Annotated in this window: 16 protein-coding genes; 5 read left to right on the plus strand and 11 right to left on the minus strand. The window is 67.2% G+C overall.

From position 1 onward, the window contains the following. Window positions 1-75: 75 nt before the first annotated feature. The 7 genes from ACU5AP_RS01725 to ACU5AP_RS01755 all read right to left on the minus strand — a co-directional run bounded on the left by ACU5AP_RS01725 (window position 76) and on the right by ACU5AP_RS01755 (window position 8,818). Window positions 76-1,725 (minus strand): M28 family metallopeptidase, encoded by a 1,650-nt coding sequence (locus ACU5AP_RS01725; RefSeq protein ID WP_076223927.1) that lies wholly within the window; start codon window positions 1,723-1,725, stop codon window positions 76-78. A gap of 109 nt (window positions 1,726-1,834) precedes the next feature. Further along, window positions 1,835-3,106: an O-acetylhomoserine aminocarboxypropyltransferase/cysteine synthase family protein gene (locus ACU5AP_RS01730; protein WP_446680719.1), complete on the minus strand. Its 1,272-nt coding sequence runs from the start codon at window positions 3,104-3,106 to the stop codon at window positions 1,835-1,837. Between the two features lie 130 nt (window positions 3,107-3,236). After that, entirely contained in the window at window positions 3,237-4,334 is a 1,098-nt protein-coding gene (ychF, locus tag ACU5AP_RS01735) for a redox-regulated ATPase YchF (protein ID WP_003165559.1), read from the minus strand. 73 nt (window positions 4,335-4,407) lie between these two features. Then, entirely contained in the window at window positions 4,408-4,902 is a 495-nt protein-coding gene (locus ACU5AP_RS01740; RefSeq protein WP_003165558.1) for a copper chaperone PCu(A)C, read from the minus strand. 14 nt (window positions 4,903-4,916) lie between these two features. Next, on the minus strand, window positions 4,917-6,287 hold the full coding sequence (locus ACU5AP_RS01745) for a PepSY-associated TM helix domain-containing protein (protein ID WP_088409979.1): 1,371 nt from the start codon (window positions 6,285-6,287) through the stop codon (window positions 4,917-4,919). Further along, on the minus strand, window positions 6,287-8,356 hold the full coding sequence (locus tag ACU5AP_RS01750) for a TonB-dependent receptor family protein (RefSeq protein ID WP_128720331.1): 2,070 nt from the start codon (window positions 8,354-8,356) through the stop codon (window positions 6,287-6,289). Before ACU5AP_RS01750 ends, ACU5AP_RS01745 begins: the two co-directional genes overlap by 1 nt. A 75-nt stretch (window positions 8,357-8,431) precedes the next feature. Further along, window positions 8,432-8,818: a DUF2946 family protein gene (locus tag ACU5AP_RS01755; RefSeq protein ID WP_088409977.1), complete on the minus strand. Its 387-nt coding sequence runs from the start codon at window positions 8,816-8,818 to the stop codon at window positions 8,432-8,434. 128 nt (window positions 8,819-8,946) lie between these two features. Between ACU5AP_RS01755 and ACU5AP_RS01760 the strand changes: the two genes are divergently transcribed. After that, window positions 8,947-10,359 (plus strand): DUF4139 domain-containing protein, encoded by a 1,413-nt coding sequence (locus tag ACU5AP_RS01760; protein WP_128720330.1) that lies wholly within the window; start codon window positions 8,947-8,949, stop codon window positions 10,357-10,359. Between the two features lie 4 nt (window positions 10,360-10,363). Further along, window positions 10,364-11,971, plus strand: coding sequence for a DUF4139 domain-containing protein (locus tag ACU5AP_RS01765; RefSeq protein WP_128720329.1), 1,608 nt, complete (start codon window positions 10,364-10,366; stop codon window positions 11,969-11,971). Between the two features lie 25 nt (window positions 11,972-11,996). On the opposite strand, the gene pth is transcribed toward ACU5AP_RS01765, so the two are convergent. The 4 genes from pth to ACU5AP_RS01785 all read right to left on the minus strand — a co-directional run bounded on the left by pth (window position 11,997) and on the right by ACU5AP_RS01785 (window position 15,602). Continuing rightward, window positions 11,997-12,602: an aminoacyl-tRNA hydrolase gene (gene pth, locus ACU5AP_RS01770; protein ID WP_003165553.1), complete on the minus strand. Its 606-nt coding sequence runs from the start codon at window positions 12,600-12,602 to the stop codon at window positions 11,997-11,999. Between the two features lie 120 nt (window positions 12,603-12,722). Further along, entirely contained in the window at window positions 12,723-13,340 is a 618-nt protein-coding gene (locus ACU5AP_RS01775) for a 50S ribosomal protein L25/general stress protein Ctc (RefSeq protein ID WP_003165552.1), read from the minus strand. 150 nt (window positions 13,341-13,490) lie between these two features. Beyond that, on the minus strand, window positions 13,491-14,555 hold the full coding sequence (locus tag ACU5AP_RS01780) for a hypothetical protein (protein WP_128720328.1): 1,065 nt from the start codon (window positions 14,553-14,555) through the stop codon (window positions 13,491-13,493). A 111-nt stretch (window positions 14,556-14,666) separates the two neighbouring features. Next, the gene (locus tag ACU5AP_RS01785) at window positions 14,667-15,602 is read right to left on the minus strand and encodes a ribose-phosphate pyrophosphokinase (RefSeq protein WP_003165551.1); all 936 of its coding nucleotides are present in this window, start codon (window positions 15,600-15,602) and stop codon (window positions 14,667-14,669) included. 211 nt (window positions 15,603-15,813) lie between these two features. Between ACU5AP_RS01785 and ACU5AP_RS01790 the strand changes: the two genes are divergently transcribed. From ACU5AP_RS01790 to ACU5AP_RS01800, 3 genes are all read left to right on the plus strand, one after another. Then, window positions 15,814-16,677: an outer membrane protein assembly factor BamD gene (locus tag ACU5AP_RS01790; protein WP_003165550.1), complete on the plus strand. Its 864-nt coding sequence runs from the start codon at window positions 15,814-15,816 to the stop codon at window positions 16,675-16,677. 94 nt (window positions 16,678-16,771) lie between these two features. After that, window positions 16,772-18,469 carry a DNA repair protein RecN gene (gene recN, locus ACU5AP_RS01795; RefSeq protein WP_128720327.1) on the plus strand — a complete coding sequence of 566 codons (1,698 nt, stop codon included), beginning with the start codon at window positions 16,772-16,774 and terminating at the stop codon, window positions 18,467-18,469. Between the two features lie 397 nt (window positions 18,470-18,866). After that, window positions 18,867-20,195, plus strand: coding sequence for a tyrosine-type recombinase/integrase (locus ACU5AP_RS01800; RefSeq protein WP_128720229.1), 1,329 nt, complete (start codon window positions 18,867-18,869; stop codon window positions 20,193-20,195). Window positions 20,196-20,450: the final 255 nt, after the last annotated feature.

Below are 20,450 nucleotides of genomic sequence, written 5' to 3' on the forward strand. Positions count from 1 at the left end.
GTTTCCCATAGTCTTAGGGCGGCCCCTTGCGAGGCCGCCCCTTACATTTTCGTCATGTTCGACCGAAGGGCCGGATCAGCGGCGCTGAGCGGCGCTCTTGGCGCGTTCCGGGCCGAACTCCGAGCCGGACTTCCATTCCGGCCAGGTGCGGCTGTTGGCCAGATCCTGACCGACCTTGAACATGACATCCAGATCCTGAAGCATGCCCGAGTAGTCCCAATCGGCCTCCCACTCGTCCGCCGCCTGGTGATAGCGGTTGGCGCGATAGTCGGCGGCGCGCGCCAGGCGCGGCTCGATCGGCGCGTCGACGAACTCGCCCGTCGAGGACAGATAGGCCATCGGCACGCCCTTCTTGGCGAGCGGGAAGTGGTCGGAGCGGAAGTAGATGCCCGCCGCGGCGCCGGCGTCGCCGACGAAGCCGCGTCCCTGCACCGCCGCCGCCGCGATCACCGGCTCGTCCAGTTCGGAATGGCCGTAGCCGGTCACGCCCAGCTTGTTCATCCGGCCGAAGACGGCGGAGGAGTCGATGTTGAAGCCGCCGACGGTCTTCTCCAGCGGATACAGCGGGTTGGCGGCGTAGAATTCCGAACCCAGCAGGCCGCTTTCTTCGCCGGTGAAGCTGATCATGACGATGGTGCGCTCAGGCCGCGGTCCGGCCGACCATTGGCGCGACATTTCCAGCAGGGCCGCCGTGCCCGAGGCGTTGTCGATGGCGCCGTTGAAGATGCGGTCGCCGTTGGCGTCCGGCTCGCCCATGCCGATGTGGTCCCAGTGGCCGGTGTAGAGGATGGTCTCGTCCGGATGGGTCGAGCCTTCCAGCTTGGCCACGACGTTGTGGGTGACGATGCGCTCGGACTTCACGTCCATGCGGGCGTCGAGGGTCGCGCCGGTCAGTTCGACGGGCTGGAAGTCGCGGCTGCGCGCCTTGATCTTCTCCTGCTCGAAGTCGAGGCCCGCGCGGCGGAACAGGTCGACGGCCAGATCGCGCTGGATCCAGCCTTCCATCGCCACGCGCTCGGCCGACGGATCGGCGCGCACGATGTCGAACTGCGGCACGCCCCAGGAGTTGGCGACCGTGGTCCAGCCGTAGGAGGCGGGCTTGGTCTCGTGAACGATCAGCACGCCCGCCGCGCCCTGACGCGCGGCTTCCTCAAACTTGTAGGTCCAGCGGCCGTAATAGGTCATGGCCTCGCCGCCGAAGGTGTTCAGCGACGGGTCTTCGAAGTCGGCGTCGTTGACCAGGACGACGATCACCTTGCCGCGCACGTCAGTCTTGAAGTCGTTCCACTGACGCTCGGGCGCGCTGATGCCGTAGCCGACGAAGACCAGCGGCGCGTCCTTCAGGTCGACGCCGTTGCTGGGCAGGCGGGTCGTCATGGTGACTTCCTGGCCCTGCGTCAGCGGCTGGCTCCAGTCGCCCAGCTTCAGCTGGCCCGAGACGTTGGAGACGGTGAAGCGGTTCAGGCCGACCGCCTGGGTCCAGCCGCCGTTCTCGCCGCCCGGCGCGAAGCCGGCGGCCGCATACTGGCGGCTCAGGTAGTCGATGACCTTCTGCTCGGCCGGGGTGGCGATGCCGCGCCCCTCGAAGCTGTCGTCCGACAGGACGCGGATGTCCTCGGAAATGCGCGCGGCGTCGAAGGCGGGCGCGGTCTGGGCCTGAGCAGCGGCGCCGCCGGCCAGGGCCGCGGCGAAAGCCAGGACGGCGACGGAAGATGAAATACGCATACAGTCTCACCCCTCGGAGAATTCGATGGCGGGACCGTAGTGAGCCGGATCAGCGGAGTCGACAGCCAAGCGCCGCGTCGGCGGCGCCTGGCTGGGACAGGTCGAAAAATCAGACGGCGGCCAGCGCCTGGTCCAGATCGGCGATCAGGTCGTCGATGTGTTCGATGCCGACGGACAGGCGCACGGTGTCCTCGGTCACGCCCGCCTTCTTCAGCTCGTCAGGCGACAGCTGGCGGTGGGTGGTCGAGGCTGGGTGGCAGACCAGCGACTTGGCGTCGCCGATGTTGACCAGACGGGTGAAGATCTTCACCGCGTCCTGGAAGCGGGCGCCCGCCTCGCGGCCGCCCTTCACGCCGAAAGTCAGAAGGCCGGACGCCTTGCCGCCGAAATACTTCTTGATCAGCGGGTTGGACGGATGGTCTTCCAGCCCGGCGTAGTTGACCCATTCCACCTTGGGGTGGGCCTTCAGCCACTGGGCGACGGCGGTCGCGTTCTCGACGTGGCGGTCCATGCGCAGGGCCAGCGTCTCAAGCCCCTGAAGGATCAGGAAGCTGTTGAACGGCGAGATGGCGGCGCCCGTGTTGCGCAGCAGGACGGTGCGCACCCGGCCGATGAAGGCCGCCGGGCCAAGCGCCTCGGTGTAGACGACGCCGTGGTAACTGACTTCCGGCTCGTTCAGGCGGCGGAAGCGCGCCTTGTGCTCGGCCCAGGGGAAGTTGCCGCTGTCCACGATGGCGCCGCCGATGCTGGTGCCGTGGCCGCCGATGTATTTGGTCAGGGAGTGGATGACGATGTCCGCGCCGTGCTCGATCGGGCGGGTCAGGTAGGGGGTCGGCACGGTGTTGTCGACGATCAGCGGCAACCCTTGCGCGTGGGCCGCGTCGGCCAGGGCGCCGAAGTCGACGACATTGCCCAGCGGGTTGCCGATGGATTCGCAGAAGACCGCCTTGGTGCGCTCATCCGTATGGGCGGCGATGGCGGCCGGGTCGGCGGCGTCGATGAAGCGCACCGTGACGCCGTACTGGGGCAGGGTGTGGGCGAACAGATTATAGGTGCCGCCATACAGGGTCGAGGTGGCGATAATGTTGTCGCCCGCCTCCGCGATGGTCAGGATCGCATAGGTGATCGCCGCCTGACCCGAGGCCACGGTCAGCGCCGCAATGCCGCCCTCCAGCGCCGCGATGCGCTGTTCCAGCACGTCGGACGTCGGGTTCATGATGCGGGTGTAGATGTTGCCCGCCACCTTCAGGTCGAACAGATCCGTCCCGTGCTGGGTGTCGTCGAAGGCGTAGCTGGTGGTCTGATAGATAGGCACGGCAACCGATTTGGTGGTCGGATCAGGCGAATAGCCCGCATGCACGGCGAGGGTATCGAACTTCATGGCGTCCCTGGAGAATTTTCAGCGTCAGTCGAGCCGATTCATCCAGGGCTTTGGCGACACCTGCAAGGGTATGGAATTTCAGTAATTCTATCAGGGGGGTCAGATTTTCTAACCGCCCTGAGGAAACGTCCTAGTTGTTGAACAGGAAATGCATCACATCCCCGTCCTTCACCACGTAGGCCTTGCCTTCGGCGCGCATCTTGCCGGCTTCCTTGGCGCCCGCTTCGCCTTTCAGCGCGACATAGTCGTCGAAGGCGATGGTCTCGCCGCGGATGAAGCCTTTTTCGAAGTCGGTGTGGATCACGCCCGCCGCCTGCGGCGCGGTGGCGCCGACGGGGATGGTCCAGGCGCGCGCTTCCTTCGGCCCGACGGTGAAGTAGGTCTGCAGGCCCAGCAGCTTGTAGGCCTCGCGGATCAGGCGGTTCAGGCCGGGCTCTTCCAGACCCAGGGTCTCGAGGAACTCCTTCTGCTCCTCGTCGTCCAGGACGGCGATTTCCGACTCGATCTGGGCCGAGATGACGACTGAGTTGGCGTTGTCCTCGGCGGCGCGCTTGGCGACCAGATCGGACAGCTCATTGCCCTTGTCGGCCGAGCCTTCCTCGACGTTGGCGACATAGAGGGCGGGCAGGGCGGTCAGCAGCTGCAGCATGTCCCAGGCCTTCTTGTCCTCCTTGGACACCTCGGCCAGACGCGCGGGCTTGCCGTCGCGCAGTTTTTCGAGCGCGGCGTCGATCAGCTTCAGGTTCAGCTGGGATTCCTTGTCGCCGCCCTTGGCGCGCTTCTCGATCTGGACGCGGCGGCGCTCAAGGCTCTCGAGGTCGGCCAGCATCAGCTCGGTCTCGATGATCTCGAGGTCCGAGATCGGGTCGATGCGGTTCTCGACGTGGGTGATGTCGTCATCGACGAAACAGCGGGCGACGAAGGCGATGGCGTCGCAGTCGCGGATGTTGGCCAGGAACTGATTGCCCAGGCCCTCGCCCTTGGATGCGCCGCGCACCAGACCGGCGATGTCCACGAAGGTGATCCGCGAGGGGATGATCTCCTTGGAACCGGCGATGCCGGCCAGGACGTTCAGGCGCGGCTCCGGCACGGCCACGTCGCCGGTGTTCGGCTCGATGGTGCAGAACGGATAGTTGGCCGCTTGGGCCGCCGCCGTCTTGGTCAGGGCGTTGAACAGGGTGGACTTGCCGACGTTGGGCAGGCCGACGATCGCGACTTTCAGGGCCATGGTATTCCTCGTGAGCGCGAGCCTTTAGCCGGTTCGGGCCGGTTTGTCAGGCTCGCGCCGTCAAGAGAGCTTCCTACTCTTCGGAATCCACCACCGGCGGCTGCTTGATGGCCGCGTGGACGCCGATAGGACCGGCCTTCTCGAACGTCAGGGTGAAGGAGGCGACGCCGCCGTCGACCAGAGGATCGCGCAGGCCCATCAGCATGATGTGATTGCCGCCGGGCTTCAGCTCGACCGGGGTTCCGGCGGGCAGGGGCAGGCCGTCGGCCAGGTGGGCCATGCTCATGACCCCGTTCTCCATCTTCATCTCATGCACCTCGGCCGACTGGGCCAGGGCGGTCGAGACGCTGACCAGACGGTCGTCGGAGCCTGCCGTCAGGGTCAGGTAGCAGCCCCCGGCCTTGGCGCCGTTGGGGGTGGGGCGGCACCAGGCGTCGGCGACCTGGACCACGCCGGGGGCGACGGCGGCGTCCTTGGCGGCTTCGGCCGACTTTTCGGCGGGCTGGCCGCAGGCGGCGAGGGTGAGGGCGGCGGCCGACAGGACGGTCAGGGCGAACAGAGGTTTCATGTTGAAGCTCCTTCTCAAGAGGCTGCGACGGGCTTGGACCTGGCGAACGCCCGCGCCGCTCGGTCGAGCAGCAGGGCGGCCACGAGGCTCAGTCCCGTCAAGGGATAGAGGATGGACAGGGGGATGACGATGCACAGCACGGCGATTCTCGCGCGGGGGCCGGGCGGCGCGGGCGGGGCGCCGGCAAGGCGGCGCGACAGGCTGGGCGGGCGGCGCTTCCACCACATGATCAACCCGCTGATCGCCAGCAGCCAGACGGCGATGCAGCCGATCAGCATGACGATGCGGTTGATCCAGCCGTATTGCGTTCCCTGATGGACGGCGATGCCCCATTCGAAGCCCTTGGCCATGACGCCGAACTGGCTCCAGCGCAGGTCGGCCTTCACCGCCCCGGTGGCGCCATCGACATAGAGGCTGCGGGCGTCCTCGGCCTTGCGGGTCTGGCGGGAGACGGTCCAGGCCAGGTCGGAGGATCGGGGGATGCTGACGGTGAAGGGGCGGGGCAGGGCCTGCGCCTGCGCGGTTTCAAGAACGCGCGTCAGACTGGCGACGCCGTGCCCATGCGCGGGCATGACGGCGTTCTCCAGCGTCCAGCCCACGTCCGCGGGGGCGTCGTGGGGCTTGGCGTGGCTCCAGGGGCTGGCGGCGGCGGGCGCGGGCGGGCGGCCCAGTCCCGTGTCGCGCATGACGCCCATGAACCGATCGCCCCAGACGGCCGACCACGGCATCCCCGTCATCGCGAGGAAGAGGATCACCCCGCCGACATAGAAGCCGGTCAAGGCGTGCACGTCGCGCCAGAATGGGCGTCGTCCGGCGTCCGTCTCACGCGGCCTCAGCACGGCGCCGGTGCGGCTGCGCGGCCACCACAGGTAAAGGCCGGTCGCGCACAGGATGACGGCCCAGCCCGCGACGATCTCGACCAGAATGTTCAGCGCCGTGCCGATGGGGCCGCCGAACAGGCTGAGGGAGTGCAGCGTCTTGATCGTCTCGGTCACGCCGCCATAGGCGGTGACGCCGGTGACCGTGGCGGTGTGCGGATCGACGAAGACGGTGCGCTGGGCGCCGTCGGGCCGGTCGACGCGGACTCGCACGGCCTGATCGGCGCGGTCAGGCACCAGCACGTTCGCCGCCCGGCCTTCGCCTGCGCGGGCGGCGGCGGCCAGCCACTGATCAGGATCGGCTTGCTGGGCGCTGGCCGGAACCTCGATCATGGAGCGATAGACGGCGTGGTCGATCTCGTCCTTGAACAGATAGAGGCCGCCCGTCAGAGTCAGCAGCATCAGGAACGGTATGACCAGCACCCCGGCGTAGAAGTGCCAGCGCCAGACGGCCCGATAGGCGCCGGACATCACGTTCGGCGCCTTGGTCTTGAGAGAGGCGGTCATCAGTAGGCCAGCCGCAGGCCGACGAAGACCGAACGGCCCTCGCCGGGGAAGAAGACGGCCGTCTGCGACGAGCGAGCGTCGGTCACGGCCGAGAACTCGCCGACGTAACGCTTGTCGGTCAGGTTACGCGCGTCGATGTAGACCGAGGTGCGGGCGTTGATGTTGAAGCCGCCGGTCAGTCCCAGCACGGCGTAATCCGGCGCCTTCATGGTGTTGGCGTAGTCGACATAGGGGCTGGACATCCGCCACTCGACCGACGGGGTGACGAAGACGCCCGTCGGATGGCGCCAGGTCAGCTCGGCCCGGTACTGGTGCTCGGGCACGACCGGCAGACGATTGTCGCCCCAGCGCGCGTCGCCGTCGAAGCGGAAGTCGCTCCAATTATAGACCTGACGCAGCATCAGCGACCCGTCCGCCAGTTCGACGGGAAGGGTCCAGTCCAGCCCGGCCTCGATTCCCTGATGGATCGTCTTCTTGGCGTTGAAGGTGGCGGCGGGGATGTCGGGGCCGGTGATGAAGTTCAGCATCTCGCCCTCGATCCGGCTGCGGTAGGCGACCAGATCCCAGGCCAGAGGGCCATGACGGCCGCGCGTGCCGATCTCGCCGGTCCAGGCGTCCTGAACCTCGACCGGGGTGAAGCCGGTCAGCGGCGCCTGCACCAGGGCGCCGAAGGTCGGCGGTTCGACCGAGCGGGTGAGGTTGGCGAAGACCTGGGCGCCGTTCTCGGCTTCCCACAACAGGCCCATGCGTGGCGAGAACCACTCGTAGTCGCGGCTGGCGTCATTGGCCGGGGTCATGCGGTCCAGATAGTCGCGCGTGGCGCGTCCCCATGAGCCGCCCGCGACCAGAGCTAGTTGGTCGGTGACGAACAGCCGCCCCTCGGCGAAGACGTCCAGACCGGAGGCGTCCTGACGCGCATCGGCGGTCTTGGCGCCGCGCTGACCCGCCAGGTTCACATAGCGCAGGGCCTCGATCTCTCCCTCGCGCCACGAGAAGCCGTAGAAGGCGTCGGCGCGCAGGTCGCCGATCTGGCCGGTCCAGTCGATGCGGGCGAAGGCGCCGCGCGTGGCGCTGTCCTGATCCATCACCTGGAAGATCGGGTGATACAGCGACTTCTCCCAGCCCCAGACGGCGCCCTCGAACAGGGTGGATTCGTTGAAGCGCCAGCGGGTCTGGAGCGTCAGCCGCTTGACCGTCAGATCGCGGGCCTGATCGCCGGACAGGGCGTTGGCGGCGGCCTTGCGCGGCGTGTTCAGCGCCTCTTCCAATGTCAGAGAGCCGGGCATGTCCTGCTTGATGTCGGCGGCCTGGGCGATCAGGCGCACCTCGCGGTCCTCGCCGAAGGAACGGCCCGCGTTGACGGTCAGGCGTCCTTGCGACTGCTGGCTGTGGTCGCGCCAGCCGTCGCCTTGCATGGCGGTGGCGGCGGCGTAGACGTCCCAGTCGCCATAGGTCTCGGCGACGGCGCCGTGAGCGCGCACGAAGCCGTTGCTGCCGCCCTCGACCTGCATCAGGGCGCGCTGGCGGGCCGTGCGGCCGGTCGGGGTGACGAGGTTGATCGCCCCGCCCAACTGGGCCCCGCCGAAGCGCAGGGTGTTGGCGCCCTTCCACACCTCGACATAGCGGGCGCTGAGGGAATCCACGCTCTGGAAGTCGGAAAAGCCGTCGGCATCGGCGAAGGGCACGCCGTCCTGGGCGAACAGGACGCCGCGCTGGTGGAAGCCCTGGGCGATGCCCGAGCCGCGAATGGACAGGCGGCTTTCCTCGCCGAACCGCTTTTGCGCCAGCACGCCGGGGACGTTGCGCAGGGTGTCGGAAAAGCCCTGGACGAAGCGGTCGGAATAGCTTTCGGCCGACACCACGGCGACGGCGCCGGGGGTGCGGCTGAGGCGGTCGCGGGCTTCGGCCACGACGGTCGGGTCTTCGGCGTTGCGGCGGCCGGTGACGATGATGCTGTCGACGACGGTGGGGCTGTCAGCCTCCGACAGGTCATAGGCATGGGCGAGGGACGGCGCCAGGCAGGCGCCGATCAGCAGGGCGCACGGCGCCGCAGCGGTCTTGAGAGACATGGAATTCGTATCCTGAAAACAGATGTGCGGCCGCGCAGGCCTTCAGCAGGCGCGCGGCGTCGATGGGTCTGGTTTTCAGGCGTGAGGCGGGGCGCGCGACGGCGGGCGCGGCGGGGCACGGGCCGGGGGCGGAGGGCTGGCGATGAAGGGGGCGTAGACGACGGCCTGCGTCAGGCGCACGACCGGCGCCGGTTCCGGCGCGGCGGGCGCGGGCAGGGCCGCCAGCAGCGGCATGACGCAAGCGGCGCATTTGGCCCCCATATGCTCCTTGGCCGGGCCGTCGACGCCGCCGGACTGGATGGTCTGAGGACCGTCGGCCGAGCAGATGACGATGGGCTGCCCGGGCGTGGAGGCCGCCAGCGCCGCGAAGGGCATCAGGCTGCCGATCACGATGGCGAACGTCGCGGCCAGGAAGGCCAGCGAGCGCCAGGTCGACCAGTTTTCTGCCTGGGAGCGGGTCACGGGGCAGGGCTTAAACCTTCCCAGACGGGGAAGCTAGACCGGCGAGGGGCGACGCGGCGTCGCGCGCGGCCTCGACAAGATCGCCTTCGCAGTGCAGCGTGACGCTTGGACAGTCATCGAGGACACGCATGATCCGCGCCATCGGACCCTTCGCTCTCGCCCTGCTTCTTGCCGCGCCTGCGGCCGCGCAACAGGTGGAGGAGGGGCCGGGCGGTCCCGATCGCGTCTCCCTGACGGTCTACAACCAGAACATCGCCCTGGTGGAGGACGTGCGGAACCTGAACGTGCCCGCCGGGCGCTCGCGTCAGGAGTTTCCGGGCGTTTCGGCAAGCATCCGGCCCGAGACGGTGGGCCTGTCGGGGCGCGGCCTGTCGGTGGTCGAGCAGAACTTCGACTATGACCTGCTGACGCCGGGCAAGCTGATGGAAAGCGCTGTCGGCAATGAGATCGGCATCGTCCGCACCAATCCCGGTTCGGGCGCGCAATCGACCGAGCGCGCGCGCGTGCTGGCGGCGAATCAGGGCGTGGTGCTGCAGATCGGCGACCGCATCGAGGTACTGCGCGACGACGGCGTGCCGACGCGCGTCATCTTCGACCGGGTGCCGCAGAACCTGCGTCCGCGCCCGACGCTCAGCGTCACCCTGGACGCCGAGGGGGCTGGCCGTCGCGAGACGACGCTGTCCTATCTGACCAGCGGTCTGACGTGGAAGGCGGACTATGTCGCCCGTTTCGACGAGAAGGCGGGCAAGTTGGACCTGACGGGCTGGGTGACGCTGACCAACAACTCGGGCGCGACCTTCAGCAACGCCCAGACGCGCGTGGTGGCGGGCGACGTCAACCTGATCAATCAGGGCGGCTATAATCCGCGCCCGCCGGTCCGTGTGTCCAATACGCGCGGCAATGGAACCCAGTCGGGCGGTGAGGGCGCGCTGGCCGACGTCTATGTCTATCCTCTGCCCGAGGCCGTGACGGTCGCCAACAACCAGACCAAGCAGGTCGGCCTGATCGACGCGGCGGGCGTGCCCGCGACCAAGCGCTATCTGCGGGTGGTCGACGGCTTCTATAGCGCCGAAGAGCCGATCGCGGCCGAAGTCGGGGTCATCTTCGCCAATGGATCGGGCGACGCGGCGCGCGCCCTGCCGGCGGGCGTGATCCGCGTCTATGTGAAGGATGAGGCGGGCGAGCCGCGCTTCATCGGCGAAAGTCAGGTCGACCACTCGCCCGCCGGGTCAGAGATCGTGGTGACGACGGGCGACGCCTTTGACGTGACGGTGCAACCGCGTCTGGTGTCGTCCGAGCGGGTGTCGAAGCGCCTGGTCGACTATTTCCGCACCCGCTACGTCATGGAATACACCGTCCGCAACGCTCGGCCCGAGCCGGTGACGGTCGAGGTGCGCCAGCGCGGTCTGGGCCGCGACACCGAACTGACGGATCAGAGCATTACGGGCGAGATGCGCGACGCCCGCACCGTCGTCTGGCGCGTGCCCGTGCCCGCCAACGGCGAGACCAAGCTGACCGCGACCATCACCACGGGCGGTTGATCTCATGCGCCGCCTTCTGGCGATCACCACTGCGCTGAGCCTTCTGGCGCCTGCGGTCTGGGCCCAGACGGAGAGCGTGTCCGCGCGTCCTGACGGGGCGACGGTGGTGATCTATCGCGACCGTCCGGTCGATACGGTCGCCCTGATGGAACAGTCCCGCCAGCCGTGGAGCCGATTGGACCGCCAGGGGCTGGCCCTGATCGTCGAGACGCGCACGGTCGATCTTCCGGCGGGCGAGGGGATCATCCGTTTTCGGGGACTGGCGACCGGCGTCGTGCCGCAGAGCGCGGTGCTGGAGGGCCTGCCCGCCCATGTGGTCGAGCGCAACGCTGACTTCGACCTGCTGTCGCCGGCCAGTCTGATGGAGAAGTCGGTGGGCGAGGTGGTGCGCGTCGTTCGCACCAATCCGGCGACTGGCGAACAGGTCGAGAAGGCCGCGGTCATCCGTGCGGGCGCTCAAGGCACTGTGTTGGAGATCGACGGCCGGTTCGAGGCGCTGGACTGCTCGGGCCAGACCGAGCGGGTAGTGTTCGACCGCGTGCCAGAGGGGCTGGGCGACCAGCCGACCCTGTCGGTGCGTACGCGGGCCGAGCGGGCGGGACGGCACACGGTGACGCTGGCCTATCTGACCACGGGGCTGCAGTGGTCGGCCGACTATGTGGCGCGGCTTAACCCGACGGACGGGACGCTGGACCTGACCGGCTGGGTGACGCTGGCTAACTTCGGCGGCACGGGATTCCCCGCCGCCCCGGTGCAGGTGGTGGCGGGCACGCTGAGGAAGGACGCAGGCACCGTGCCGGTCGAGCCGATGGTCCGCTATCAGCAGAACCAGTGCTGGCCGCAGGGAACGACGACGTTCGGTTCAGGGCAGTTCGCGGGCTATGGCGGCGCGCCGCCTCCTCCGCCGCCGCCGGCTCCGCCGAGGCCGATGGCGATGGAGGCGGCTGACGTCGTCGTCACCGGCAGCCGCATGGCGCGCGCTCCGAAGCTGGCCGAACAGGGCGAACTGGGCGACTATAAGATCTACACCCTGCCTGAGCCCACGACCGTCGCAGCGCGGCAGACCAAGCAGGTGCGCTTTCTGGAACGCGAGGGCGTGGCCTATGAGCGGGTCTATCGTGGGGGGGTGCTGAACCCGGACGACGAATCGCAACCCACAGCTATCGTCATGAAACTGCGCAATGAAGAGCGCGCCGGACTGGGCGTGGCCCTGCCGGGCGGTTCAGTGGCGGTGATGCAGCCGGACGGGGCGGGCGGCGTGCTGTTGGCCGGTCAGGATCGGTTTGAGGACAAGGGCGTGGGCCTGCCGCTGCGGCTGACCTTCGGCGAATCGCCGGACGTGCGGGTGCAGACGCGGCTGGTGAAGTCCGGCAGTTCGACGCGCGGCGCCGTCACGACCGAGCGCACCGAGGTTGAGACCACAGTCACCAACGCCCGCTCTGAGCCGGTGACGGTCGAGCTGGTCGCCGATGCGGCCGGGCAGCGCGGTTTCCGTATCCGCAGCCAGTCGGTGCGCAGTCGGGTGGACGACACCGGCTATCCGGTCTGGACGCTGAGCGTGCCGGCGAATGGCGCGGCGACTCTGAAGGCGGCGTGGACGACGACGGATTGATCGACCCTCTCCCAGCGGGAGAGGGTTACTCCCCCTTCGCCGCCTGCCTCGGACTGAACTTGGGAGCAGGAGCCAGGCGCATCACTTCGCCTTGATAGCGTTCGTCGTCGCCGTTCACCGCGAAGGGCAGGGCGTCGGCGCAGGCCTGCAGCATGGCGTCCAGCCACGGCTTGTCGGCCTTGTGGAAGTCGCCCAGGACGTGGGCGTGAACCAACTGGGGCTCGCCAGGGTGGCCGATGCCCATGCGGGCGCGGCGGAAGTCGGCGCCCAGGTGGCTGATCAGGCTGCGAATCCCGTTCTGGCCTGCTGCGCCGCCGCCCTTCTTCATGCGGAAGCGGCCGGGAGCCAGGTCGATCTCGTCGTGGAAGACGATGACGTGTTCGGGCTTCACCTTGTAGAAGCGCGCCGCCTCGCCGACGGCGCGGCCGCTCTCGTTCATATAGGTCTGGGGCTTCATCAGCAGAACCTTGGTCCCCTCGACCTCGCCGTCGGCGACGATCGACTGGAACTTGGCGCGCGAGGGACCGAAGCGCCAGCGGTCGGCGATTTCGTCCACGGCCATGAAGCCGATGTTGTGGCGGTTCTTTTCGTATTTGGGGCCGGGATTGCCCAGGCCGGCGATGATGATCATGCGATCCTCATGCCTCGTGCTTCGGGCAAAGAAAAGCCCCGCCAGGCGAACCGGGCGGGGCTGATTTCTGATCCCCTCAGGCAGCCCTGCGCCGCGCGCAGGGCGATAGGGGAGGAAACCTTAGGCTTCTTCGGCTTCGCCTTCGGCGGTGGTGTCGCCGGCGTCCGACTGAGCTGCGGCCGAGTTTTTGATCGCGGCGATCATGAAGTCACGGTCGGTGATGGTCGGCGCAGCGCCTTCCGGCAGTTGGATGTCCGAGATGCGGATGTTCTCGCCGATCTCGCGGCCCTTCAGGTCGACAACCAGTTCAGCCGGGATACGGTCGGCGCGGACCATGATCTCGACGGTGTGGCGAACCACTTCCAGCATGCCGCCCTGACGGGTGTAGGGAGCTTCGTCGGCGTTGACGAAGGCGACCGGGATTTCGATCTTGATCTCTTCCTTGGCGCCGACGCGCATCAGGTCGAAGTGCAGCGGACGGTCGGAAACCGGATCGAACTGGATGTCCTTGGCGATGACCGGCTGGGTTTCCTTGCCGTACTTCAGGGTCACCAGGTGACCGATCAGCTTGCCGGTGTACAGCGACTTGCGGAACTCACGCTCGTTCACGGAGATGGCCACCGGGGCCTTGTCGCCGCCGTACAGCACGCCGGGGACGGCGCCTTCGCGGCGCGCGGCGCGGGCGCCGCCGGTGCCCACGTTCTCGCGGACATCAACGTTCAGAATGATCTCAGCCATCGGGCTCGCCTTCAATACAAGTAAACGCCTGCGCAGAACCGTGTCCCGCGCGGCGGGGTCATGAACCCTTCGAATTCAAGAGCGCGGGCTATTACACGGAACACGGGGAGGACGCAACCGCCCCGGCTCAGCCCACTGCGATAATCAGCCTCAGCCGTGCGGGGACGCGGTCGGCGAAGACTGGTTCTGCGCCTGGGCCATCGGCGTGGGCGCGCCTGCAGGCGGCACGGCCACGGTGATGGTGGGCATCGGTCCCGTGTACTGCGAGGTGCACTGGGCCAGGTCGCGAACGACGTGACGACCGGCGCAGAAGATGTCCTCATAGTTCGGCTTGGCCGCCGCCAGGCACTGGAACAGCATCAGCTTCGACATGCTGAGGCAGAACTCATTGTTCGATTCGGTCGTAAGGGCGTCTGTGTTCGCCTTGGCGTCCTCGCCCGCCGCGCCCAGGGCCGCCAGGGCCGCGATGGCCAGGGAGTTGACGATGGCGGGCGTGAAGGGCGCGCCGCGCTGGGCGGCGGTCAGGTTCAGGCCAGAGCCGCTGTGGGCGGCGGCGAAAAGACGGGCGCTGTCCTCGGCCGAGGGCAGACGTGGCACGGCCGACAGGGACTTGGCGCCTTCCAGGCGGCCGTTGCGGTCGGCGACGGGCTGGGTGGCCCAGCGGCGGCGCGGGTCGCTGCGTCCCTGGATGGTGTAGGCGTCCGTCTCCACCGCCTCGGCGATGGCGGTCATGGTCGCCGCGTCTTGGCCCATGGTGCTGGCGATCAGGCCGGCGGCGGCTTCCGCGCCGGGCAGGGTGGCGGCGTAGGCCGGGTCGGCGACGATTCGCGACACCATCTGCTGACGCTGGGCCGGGTCGGAGGCGAACTGGCGCACGCCGGCGACGTATTCAGGGGATTGCAGGGCCAGGATGGCGCCGTAGGCGATCATGCCGCGCGACAGCTGGCCGGCCTCGACGGCGGCGCCCTTGCGGACGGCGGCCTGGATGGATTCGGCGTCAGGGAAGCCGGCCTGGATCGACCCGACTTCGCGCACGAAGGCGACATAGACCGAGGCGGCCTCGGCCACGCTCTGGTTCAGCGCCAGGGCAGGGGGCGGCGGCGGGGGCGGCGCAGGGGGCGGCGCTTCCGGCTCAGGCGTCGAACAGCTGGCCAGGACGGCGGCGGCGGCGACAGCGGCGACGGAGAGGCCGCGACGCAAGAAGGCCTGGGGCATCGGCGATCTTCCCTTGCTTTTAAGCGATACGCACTTGGACGGGCGTCGGAGGCGCGAGGCGCCTACCGAACTACAAGCCCTTATATCGCGGAGGGAATGGTTAGCCGAACCTTAATCGAACAGCTTTGAGACCGACTCTTCGTTGGCGATGCGCCGAATCGCCTCGCCCATCAGCGGAGCCACGGGCACGCGACGGATCTTCGAGCAGTTCAAAACTTCGTCAGGTTGTTCGATGGAGTCGGTAATCACCAGCTCCTTCAGCGGGCCGTTGGCGACGCGGTCGACCGCCGGCCCCGACAGGACGCCGTGGCTGATGTAGGCCGAGACCTCGGTCGCGCCGCGGTCGATCAGCGCCTTGGCGGCGTTCACCAGGGTGCCGCCCGAATCGACGATGTCGTCGAACAGGATGCAGCGGCGGCCTTCGACGTCGCCGATGATGTTCATGACTTCGCTCTCGCCCGCCTTGGGACGGCGCTTGTCGACGATGGCGAGGTCGGCGTTCAGGCGGCTGGCCAGCGAGCGCGCGCGCACCACGCCCCCGACGTCGGGCGAGACGATCATCAGATCATCGCCCTTCGGATAGTTGTCCTTGATGTCCTGGGCCAGGACGGGCGTCGCCACCAGATTATCGGTCGGGATGTCGAAGAAGCCCTGAATCTGGCCGGCGTGCAGGTCCATGGTCAGGACGCGGTCGGCGCCGGCGCGGGTGATCAGATTGGCGACCAGCTTGGCCGAGATCGGCGTGCGGCCGCCGGTCTTACGGTCCTGACGGGCGTAGCCGAAGTAGGGCATGACGGCCGTGATCCGCTTGGCCGAGGCGCGCACCAGCGCGTCGGTCATGATCAACAGCTCCATCAGATTGTCGTTGGCCGGATACGAGGTCGACTGGATGATGAAGACATCCTCGCCGCGCACGTTCTCCTCGACGACGGCGAACACCTCATTGTCCGCGAAACGCTTCACCTGGGCCTTGGTCAGCGGCATGTCCAGGTGGGCAGCGATGGCCTGGGCCAAGCTCCGGTTCGAATTGCCTGCGAGCAGCTTCATTGACCGGTCATCCTTTCGCCGTCATCGCTCCGCCAATAGTCGCGGATGCGTTTCTGGACGCGCTCTCTAGGCGGCGAACGGTGCGGCGTCCAGCCGTGTTCCGGTCGGATCTTCGATTTCAGCCGATTGGCTTGGGCGCGGGCGCTGTTATAGAGGACGCATCCTGCTAACGAGGGCGCGTGTCGCGTGTCCGCGTCCCGAAGGCATCTTGATGAGGTCGCCCTTGCTCGCTTCGAAGTCTCGTACCGGCCTGACCCTGTTGACGGTCGCCGTCGCGGCCCTGTCGCTTTCCGCCTGCGCCGGCAACAAGCCGCGCCAGAAGCTGGCCTATGAGGAGCGTCCGGTCGAGGCCCTCTACAACACCGGCTATCAGCGCCTGCAGTCCAAGCGCTGGATGGACGCCGTCGACTACTTCCAGGAAGTGGAGCGTCAGCACCCCTATTCGGAATGGGCGCGTCGGGCGATCCTGATGCAGGTCTACGCCTATTATCAGAACAACAACTATCAGGACGCGATCGCGGCGGCTGACCGCTTCATCGCCCTGTTCCCCGGCAATCCGTCGGCCAGCTACGCCTTCTACATGAAGGCTGTCTGCAACTTCGAGCAGATCGTCGACGTGGGCCGGGACCAGGGCTACGCCGAGGCCGCCCTGGCGGGTCTGCGCGACGTGGTGCGTCGCTATCCGGGTTCGTCCTACGCCACCGATGCGCGGGTCAAGATCGACATGGTCAACGACCAGCTGGCCGGCAAGGAAATGACCGTCGGCCGCTATTACCAGCGCGCCAACCAGCCGCTGGGCGCGTTGAACCGCTACAAGGCCGTCATCAACAACCCCGACTTCCAGCGCACCTCGCACACGCCTGAGGCCCTGTATCGTCTGGTCGAGGTCAATCTGAGCCTGGGTCTGACCGAGGAGGCGACGCGCAACGCCGCCGTCCTGGGCCACAACTATCCAGGCAGCCCCTGGTACGCCGAGGCCTTCGCCCTGCTGCGCGAGCGCGGCGAGAACCCGACGGTTCAGCCTGAAGGCAAGCGCGAATCCTGGCTGCAACGCCTGATCCCCGGCGGCGCCTGATCCGGTCGCAGGGCAGTGACGCGGCGTGATTAAGGCGCTGCGTTCCTGTTCTGTTTCCGGCTAGGATGCGGCGAAACATCGAATCAGATCGCCCATGCTGACCACCCTCTCGATCCGTGACGTCGTCCTCGTCGACGCCCTTGACCTGGAGGTCGAGGACGGTCTGACCGTGCTGACCGGCGAGACGGGGGCGGGCAAGTCCATCATCCTCGACGCGCTGGGTCTGGCGCTGGGCGCGCGCTCCGACGCCGGACTGGTGCGGAACGGCGCCAAGCAGGCCTCGGCTACGGCCGTCTTCACCGCGCCTGATGATGAAGCCCTGATCGCCCTGTTGTCCGAACGCGGCTTCGAGGTCGCGCCGGGCGAAGAGCTGATCCTGCGCCGGGTGGTCTCGGCCGACGGCCGCAGCCGCGCCTATGTCAACGATCAGCCCGCCGGGGTGACGGCGCTGCGCGAGATCGGCGCCCTGCTGGTCGAGGTGCACGGCCAGCATGAAACCGTCGGCCTGCTGGACTGGAAGACGCACCGGGCGCTGCTGGACAACTACGGCGGGCTGCAGCCGCAACTGGCGGGCGTAGCGGGGGCGGCCGAGCGTCTGAAGGCGGCGCAGGCCCATCTGGATGATCTGGAAGCCTCGGCCGCCGAGGCTGCGGCCAAGGCCGAGGAAATCGCGCAGAATCTGGCCGATCTCGACGCCCTTGATCCCAAGCCGGACGAAGAGACGGAGCTTGCGGGTGAACGCGCCATCCTGGGCGCGGCGGAGAAGGCGGTGGCCGATCTGGCCGATGCGCGCAATCTGCTGGGCGGCGACAAGCTGAGCCAGCGTCTGGCCTCGGCCCTGCGCGCGGTGGAGCATGCGCGCCAGCGGGCGGTGCAGGCGGGCGCCGAGGGCGACAATCCCATCATCGTCAAACTGGCCTCGGCCGCCGAGGCGGTGGACCGCGCCCTGGTCGAAGCGACCGAGGCGGTGGCCTGTGTCGACGCTGCGGCCGACGCCTTCGACTTCGAGCCGGGTCGCCTGGACAAGGCGGAGGAGCGGCTGTTCGCCCTGCGCGCCGCCGCTCGCAAGCTGAACACCACGGTCGAGGCGTTGCCGGGGCTACGACTGCGCCTGCGCGAACAGCTGCGCCTGATCGAGGACGGCGAAGAGGCGCTGACCAAGGCCCGCCGCGACGTCGCCGTGGCGATGGAGGCCTATGACGTGGCGGCCATGCTGCTGACCTCGGCGCGCGAGGCGGCGGGGGACCGGCTGGTCGCCGCCGTCATGGACGAACTTGGCCCGTTGAAGCTGGAGCGCGCCCGCTTCCGCGTGACGCTGGAGCCGGTCGAAGGGCGTCGCGGTCCGCTGGGCGTCGAGACGGTGCGGTTCGAGGTGGCGACCAACGCCGGAACCGCCTTCGGGCCGCTGGACACGGTGGCGTCGGGCGGGGAGCTGGCGCGTTTCGCGCTGGCGATGAAGGCGGCGCTGGCCAGCCGTGAGGACCAGCGCCAGCCGGTCATGATCTTCGACGAGGTGGATCAGGGCGTCGGCGGCGCCGTGGCCGAGGCCGTGGGCGGGCGCCTGCAACGCCTGTCGCGCGGGGCGCAGGTGCTGGTCGTGACCCACAGCCCGCAGGTCGCCGCGCGCGGCCACGCTCACTGGAAGGTCCGCAAGGCCGATGTCGAGGGCCACACCCGCACCTCCATCGACGTGCTGGAGACAGGCCCGCGTCAGGAAGAGATCGCGCGGATGCTGTCGGGCGCCGAGATCACCGATGAAGCGCGCGCGGCGGCGCGGGTGCTGATCGGCTGACTTCTTCCTTCTCCCCTTGAGGGAGAAGGTGGCAGGCTGAGCCTGACGGATGAGGGGTGTCGACTCCGTCTTCTTGAAATTCGATGGGCGGGCGTCAGCACGGCTTTCACGACCGATGCGCTGACACCCCTCATCCGAGCGCCTCCGGCGCCCGCCTTCTCCCTCAAGGGGAGCAGGAAGGCCTGAAGAATCATGAATTGCCTAGTGTCCCAAAAATGGACGGTAATTCAGATTGTTATCTCATTTCTGAACGCTGCCTTTGGTCGCTGTCAGAGAGGCTCTCGGGGGCCATTTGGGATCACTTAGGACGACTTACGACCACTGTTAGTGGCACGGTGGGTGGTCTGTCTGGCGTGGGAAGTGCTGCTCGAACCTCGAACTTTGAACGAGGTAAAGAATGACAAACCACAAGAACAGAAAGGGCAATCGCGCCCGCTTGACGCGCAAGCTGATCGACAAAGCGCAAGCCGATCATGTGCAGGGAAAGCGGGTGCGCCTATGGGACACAGACGTGCCCCAACTGTACGTCCAGATTACGCCCGGAGGGTCCGCCAGCTACTACATCCGCTATCCGAGGACTGACGGCAGCAAGAATGACTTTCGGCTGTGCGCAGCTTCCCTTCCGCCCGAAGACGCACGCCGTGGAGCGCTTCAGCGGTTGGCTGCGCTGCAACTGGAAGGAATTGATCCCGCCGTTGAACGTCGTGACGACATTGCAGCCGCGAAACGCGGAAAGGTGGAAACGGTCAGCGCCCTGGCGGAGTTGTTCGACGAGGCCCACCCGCATTTTTCGGAGGGGGATAAGAAGGCGAGAAGCTACCTGCTGGGGCGCTTCGTGTTGCCACGCATAGGCGATCGTCCCTTCAGGGAAATTTCGAAACCTGAGATGAAGGATTTGGTTCGCAGCATCCAAAGCCAGATTGCGATAGATGCCCGCCATCCCCGATTCAATGGGCATTCCACGGCCAACCAAATCCAGTCCATTGTCCGCAGAATGTACAACTGGGCGATCTCTGATCGGGAGTGGTTGTCCGAAAACCCCGCGTCGTTCCCGGCCCTCTTTGAAGACAATCTGGAACAACGTCCCGAGTACTTTGATCCGGATTCATTTGCCAAAATCTGGCATGCGAACGTCGCACGCGCCACCGGTAAGGACACGCGGATCAGTGTCGCGCTTGCGACGCTGATCTATCTGGTGACACTCCAGCGACCCGTTGATGTTGCTCGCGCGCAGCGGGAGCATATCAATTTGTCGGAGGCCACCTGGATTGTTCCGAAACATCTGACCAAGAAAAAGCGGAAGCCCTACTATGTGCCTCTGACTCCGCTGGCTATGCGGTTGATCCAGACGCAGATGGAGCGCAGTTCCAGCACGTATCTCTTCCCGACATGTGGGCGCGGCGACCACCTCTTGAGGGGGTCGATGGGAGGTGCCTTTATGGCCATGCGCAACCAGATGGTTGAGGCTGGCGAACTTCCGTCGAAAGAACTGCAATTGTACGACGGTCGACGATACGGACGCACTGTCATTGAAGAAGACTTGGGCTTTCCGGAGCGTGTCGCAGAGCACGTCATCAACCACTACGATGAAAACCAGCCTTCGCGCCGCTACAACGTTCGTACAATGCGCGAGAAGGTGCGGGCCGCTCAGAATGCCTGGAGCGATGAAATCGCTCGAATGGTGGGGCCGCACGCGTTTAGCCCTGCGCCTTCGGATAAGCAGTAACGTCCCGGAAGCACGTTTCTCCTGCCGCAAATTCCGACAATAACTGTCAATGCATTTGAGGCAGCCCCAGGCGCCGCGTGTCAGAGATTCTGACATGCGGCGTCTTACAATTGGTGAGGCCTCATCCCTTCAATTTGGCAACGTTCATATGGGCCCAAAGCCCCACATCCACGAGCGCCGATCGCGCTGCCAGCGCCTGACGGCGCGCTGATGTTTAGGCCGGCGGGGTACGAGGACGCCGCCTCTCAGGTATGC

Source organism: Brevundimonas sp. RM1 (assembly GCF_052907225.1).

What these genes read in the sequence shown, in the direction of transcription:
- ACU5AP_RS01730 (WP_446680719.1), bottom strand. Translation starts at nt 3,106, where the DNA reads ATGAAGTTCGATACCCTCGCCGTGCATGCGGGCTATTCGCCTGATCCG.
- ACU5AP_RS01800 (WP_128720229.1), top strand. Translation starts at nt 18,867, where the DNA reads ATGACAAACCACAAGAACAGAAAGGGCAATCGCGCCCGCTTGACGCGC.
- ACU5AP_RS01750 (WP_128720331.1), bottom strand. Translation starts at nt 8,356, where the DNA reads ATGTCTCTCAAGACCGCTGCGGCGCCGTGCGCCCTGCTGATCGGCGCC.
- ACU5AP_RS01740 (WP_003165558.1), bottom strand. Translation starts at nt 4,902, where the DNA reads ATGAAACCTCTGTTCGCCCTGACCGTCCTGTCGGCCGCCGCCCTCACC.
- ACU5AP_RS01765 (WP_128720329.1), top strand. Translation starts at nt 10,364, where the DNA reads ATGCGCCGCCTTCTGGCGATCACCACTGCGCTGAGCCTTCTGGCGCCT.
- ACU5AP_RS01780 (WP_128720328.1), bottom strand. Translation starts at nt 14,555, where the DNA reads ATGCCCCAGGCCTTCTTGCGTCGCGGCCTCTCCGTCGCCGCTGTCGCC.
- ACU5AP_RS01785 (WP_003165551.1), bottom strand. Translation starts at nt 15,602, where the DNA reads ATGAAGCTGCTCGCAGGCAATTCGAACCGGAGCTTGGCCCAGGCCATC.
- ychF (WP_003165559.1), bottom strand. Translation starts at nt 4,334, where the DNA reads ATGGCCCTGAAAGTCGCGATCGTCGGCCTGCCCAACGTCGGCAAGTCC.
- ACU5AP_RS01760 (WP_128720330.1), top strand. Translation starts at nt 8,947, where the DNA reads ATGATCCGCGCCATCGGACCCTTCGCTCTCGCCCTGCTTCTTGCCGCG.
- ACU5AP_RS01775 (WP_003165552.1), bottom strand. Translation starts at nt 13,340, where the DNA reads ATGGCTGAGATCATTCTGAACGTTGATGTCCGCGAGAACGTGGGCACC.
- pth (WP_003165553.1), bottom strand. Translation starts at nt 12,602, where the DNA reads ATGATCATCATCGCCGGCCTGGGCAATCCCGGCCCCAAATACGAAAAG.
- recN (WP_128720327.1), top strand. Translation starts at nt 16,772, where the DNA reads ATGCTGACCACCCTCTCGATCCGTGACGTCGTCCTCGTCGACGCCCTT.
- ACU5AP_RS01745 (WP_088409979.1), bottom strand. Translation starts at nt 6,287, where the DNA reads ATGACCGCCTCTCTCAAGACCAAGGCGCCGAACGTGATGTCCGGCGCC.
- ACU5AP_RS01725 (WP_076223927.1), bottom strand. Translation starts at nt 1,725, where the DNA reads ATGCGTATTTCATCTTCCGTCGCCGTCCTGGCTTTCGCCGCGGCCCTG.
- ACU5AP_RS01790 (WP_003165550.1), top strand. Translation starts at nt 15,814, where the DNA reads ATGAGGTCGCCCTTGCTCGCTTCGAAGTCTCGTACCGGCCTGACCCTG.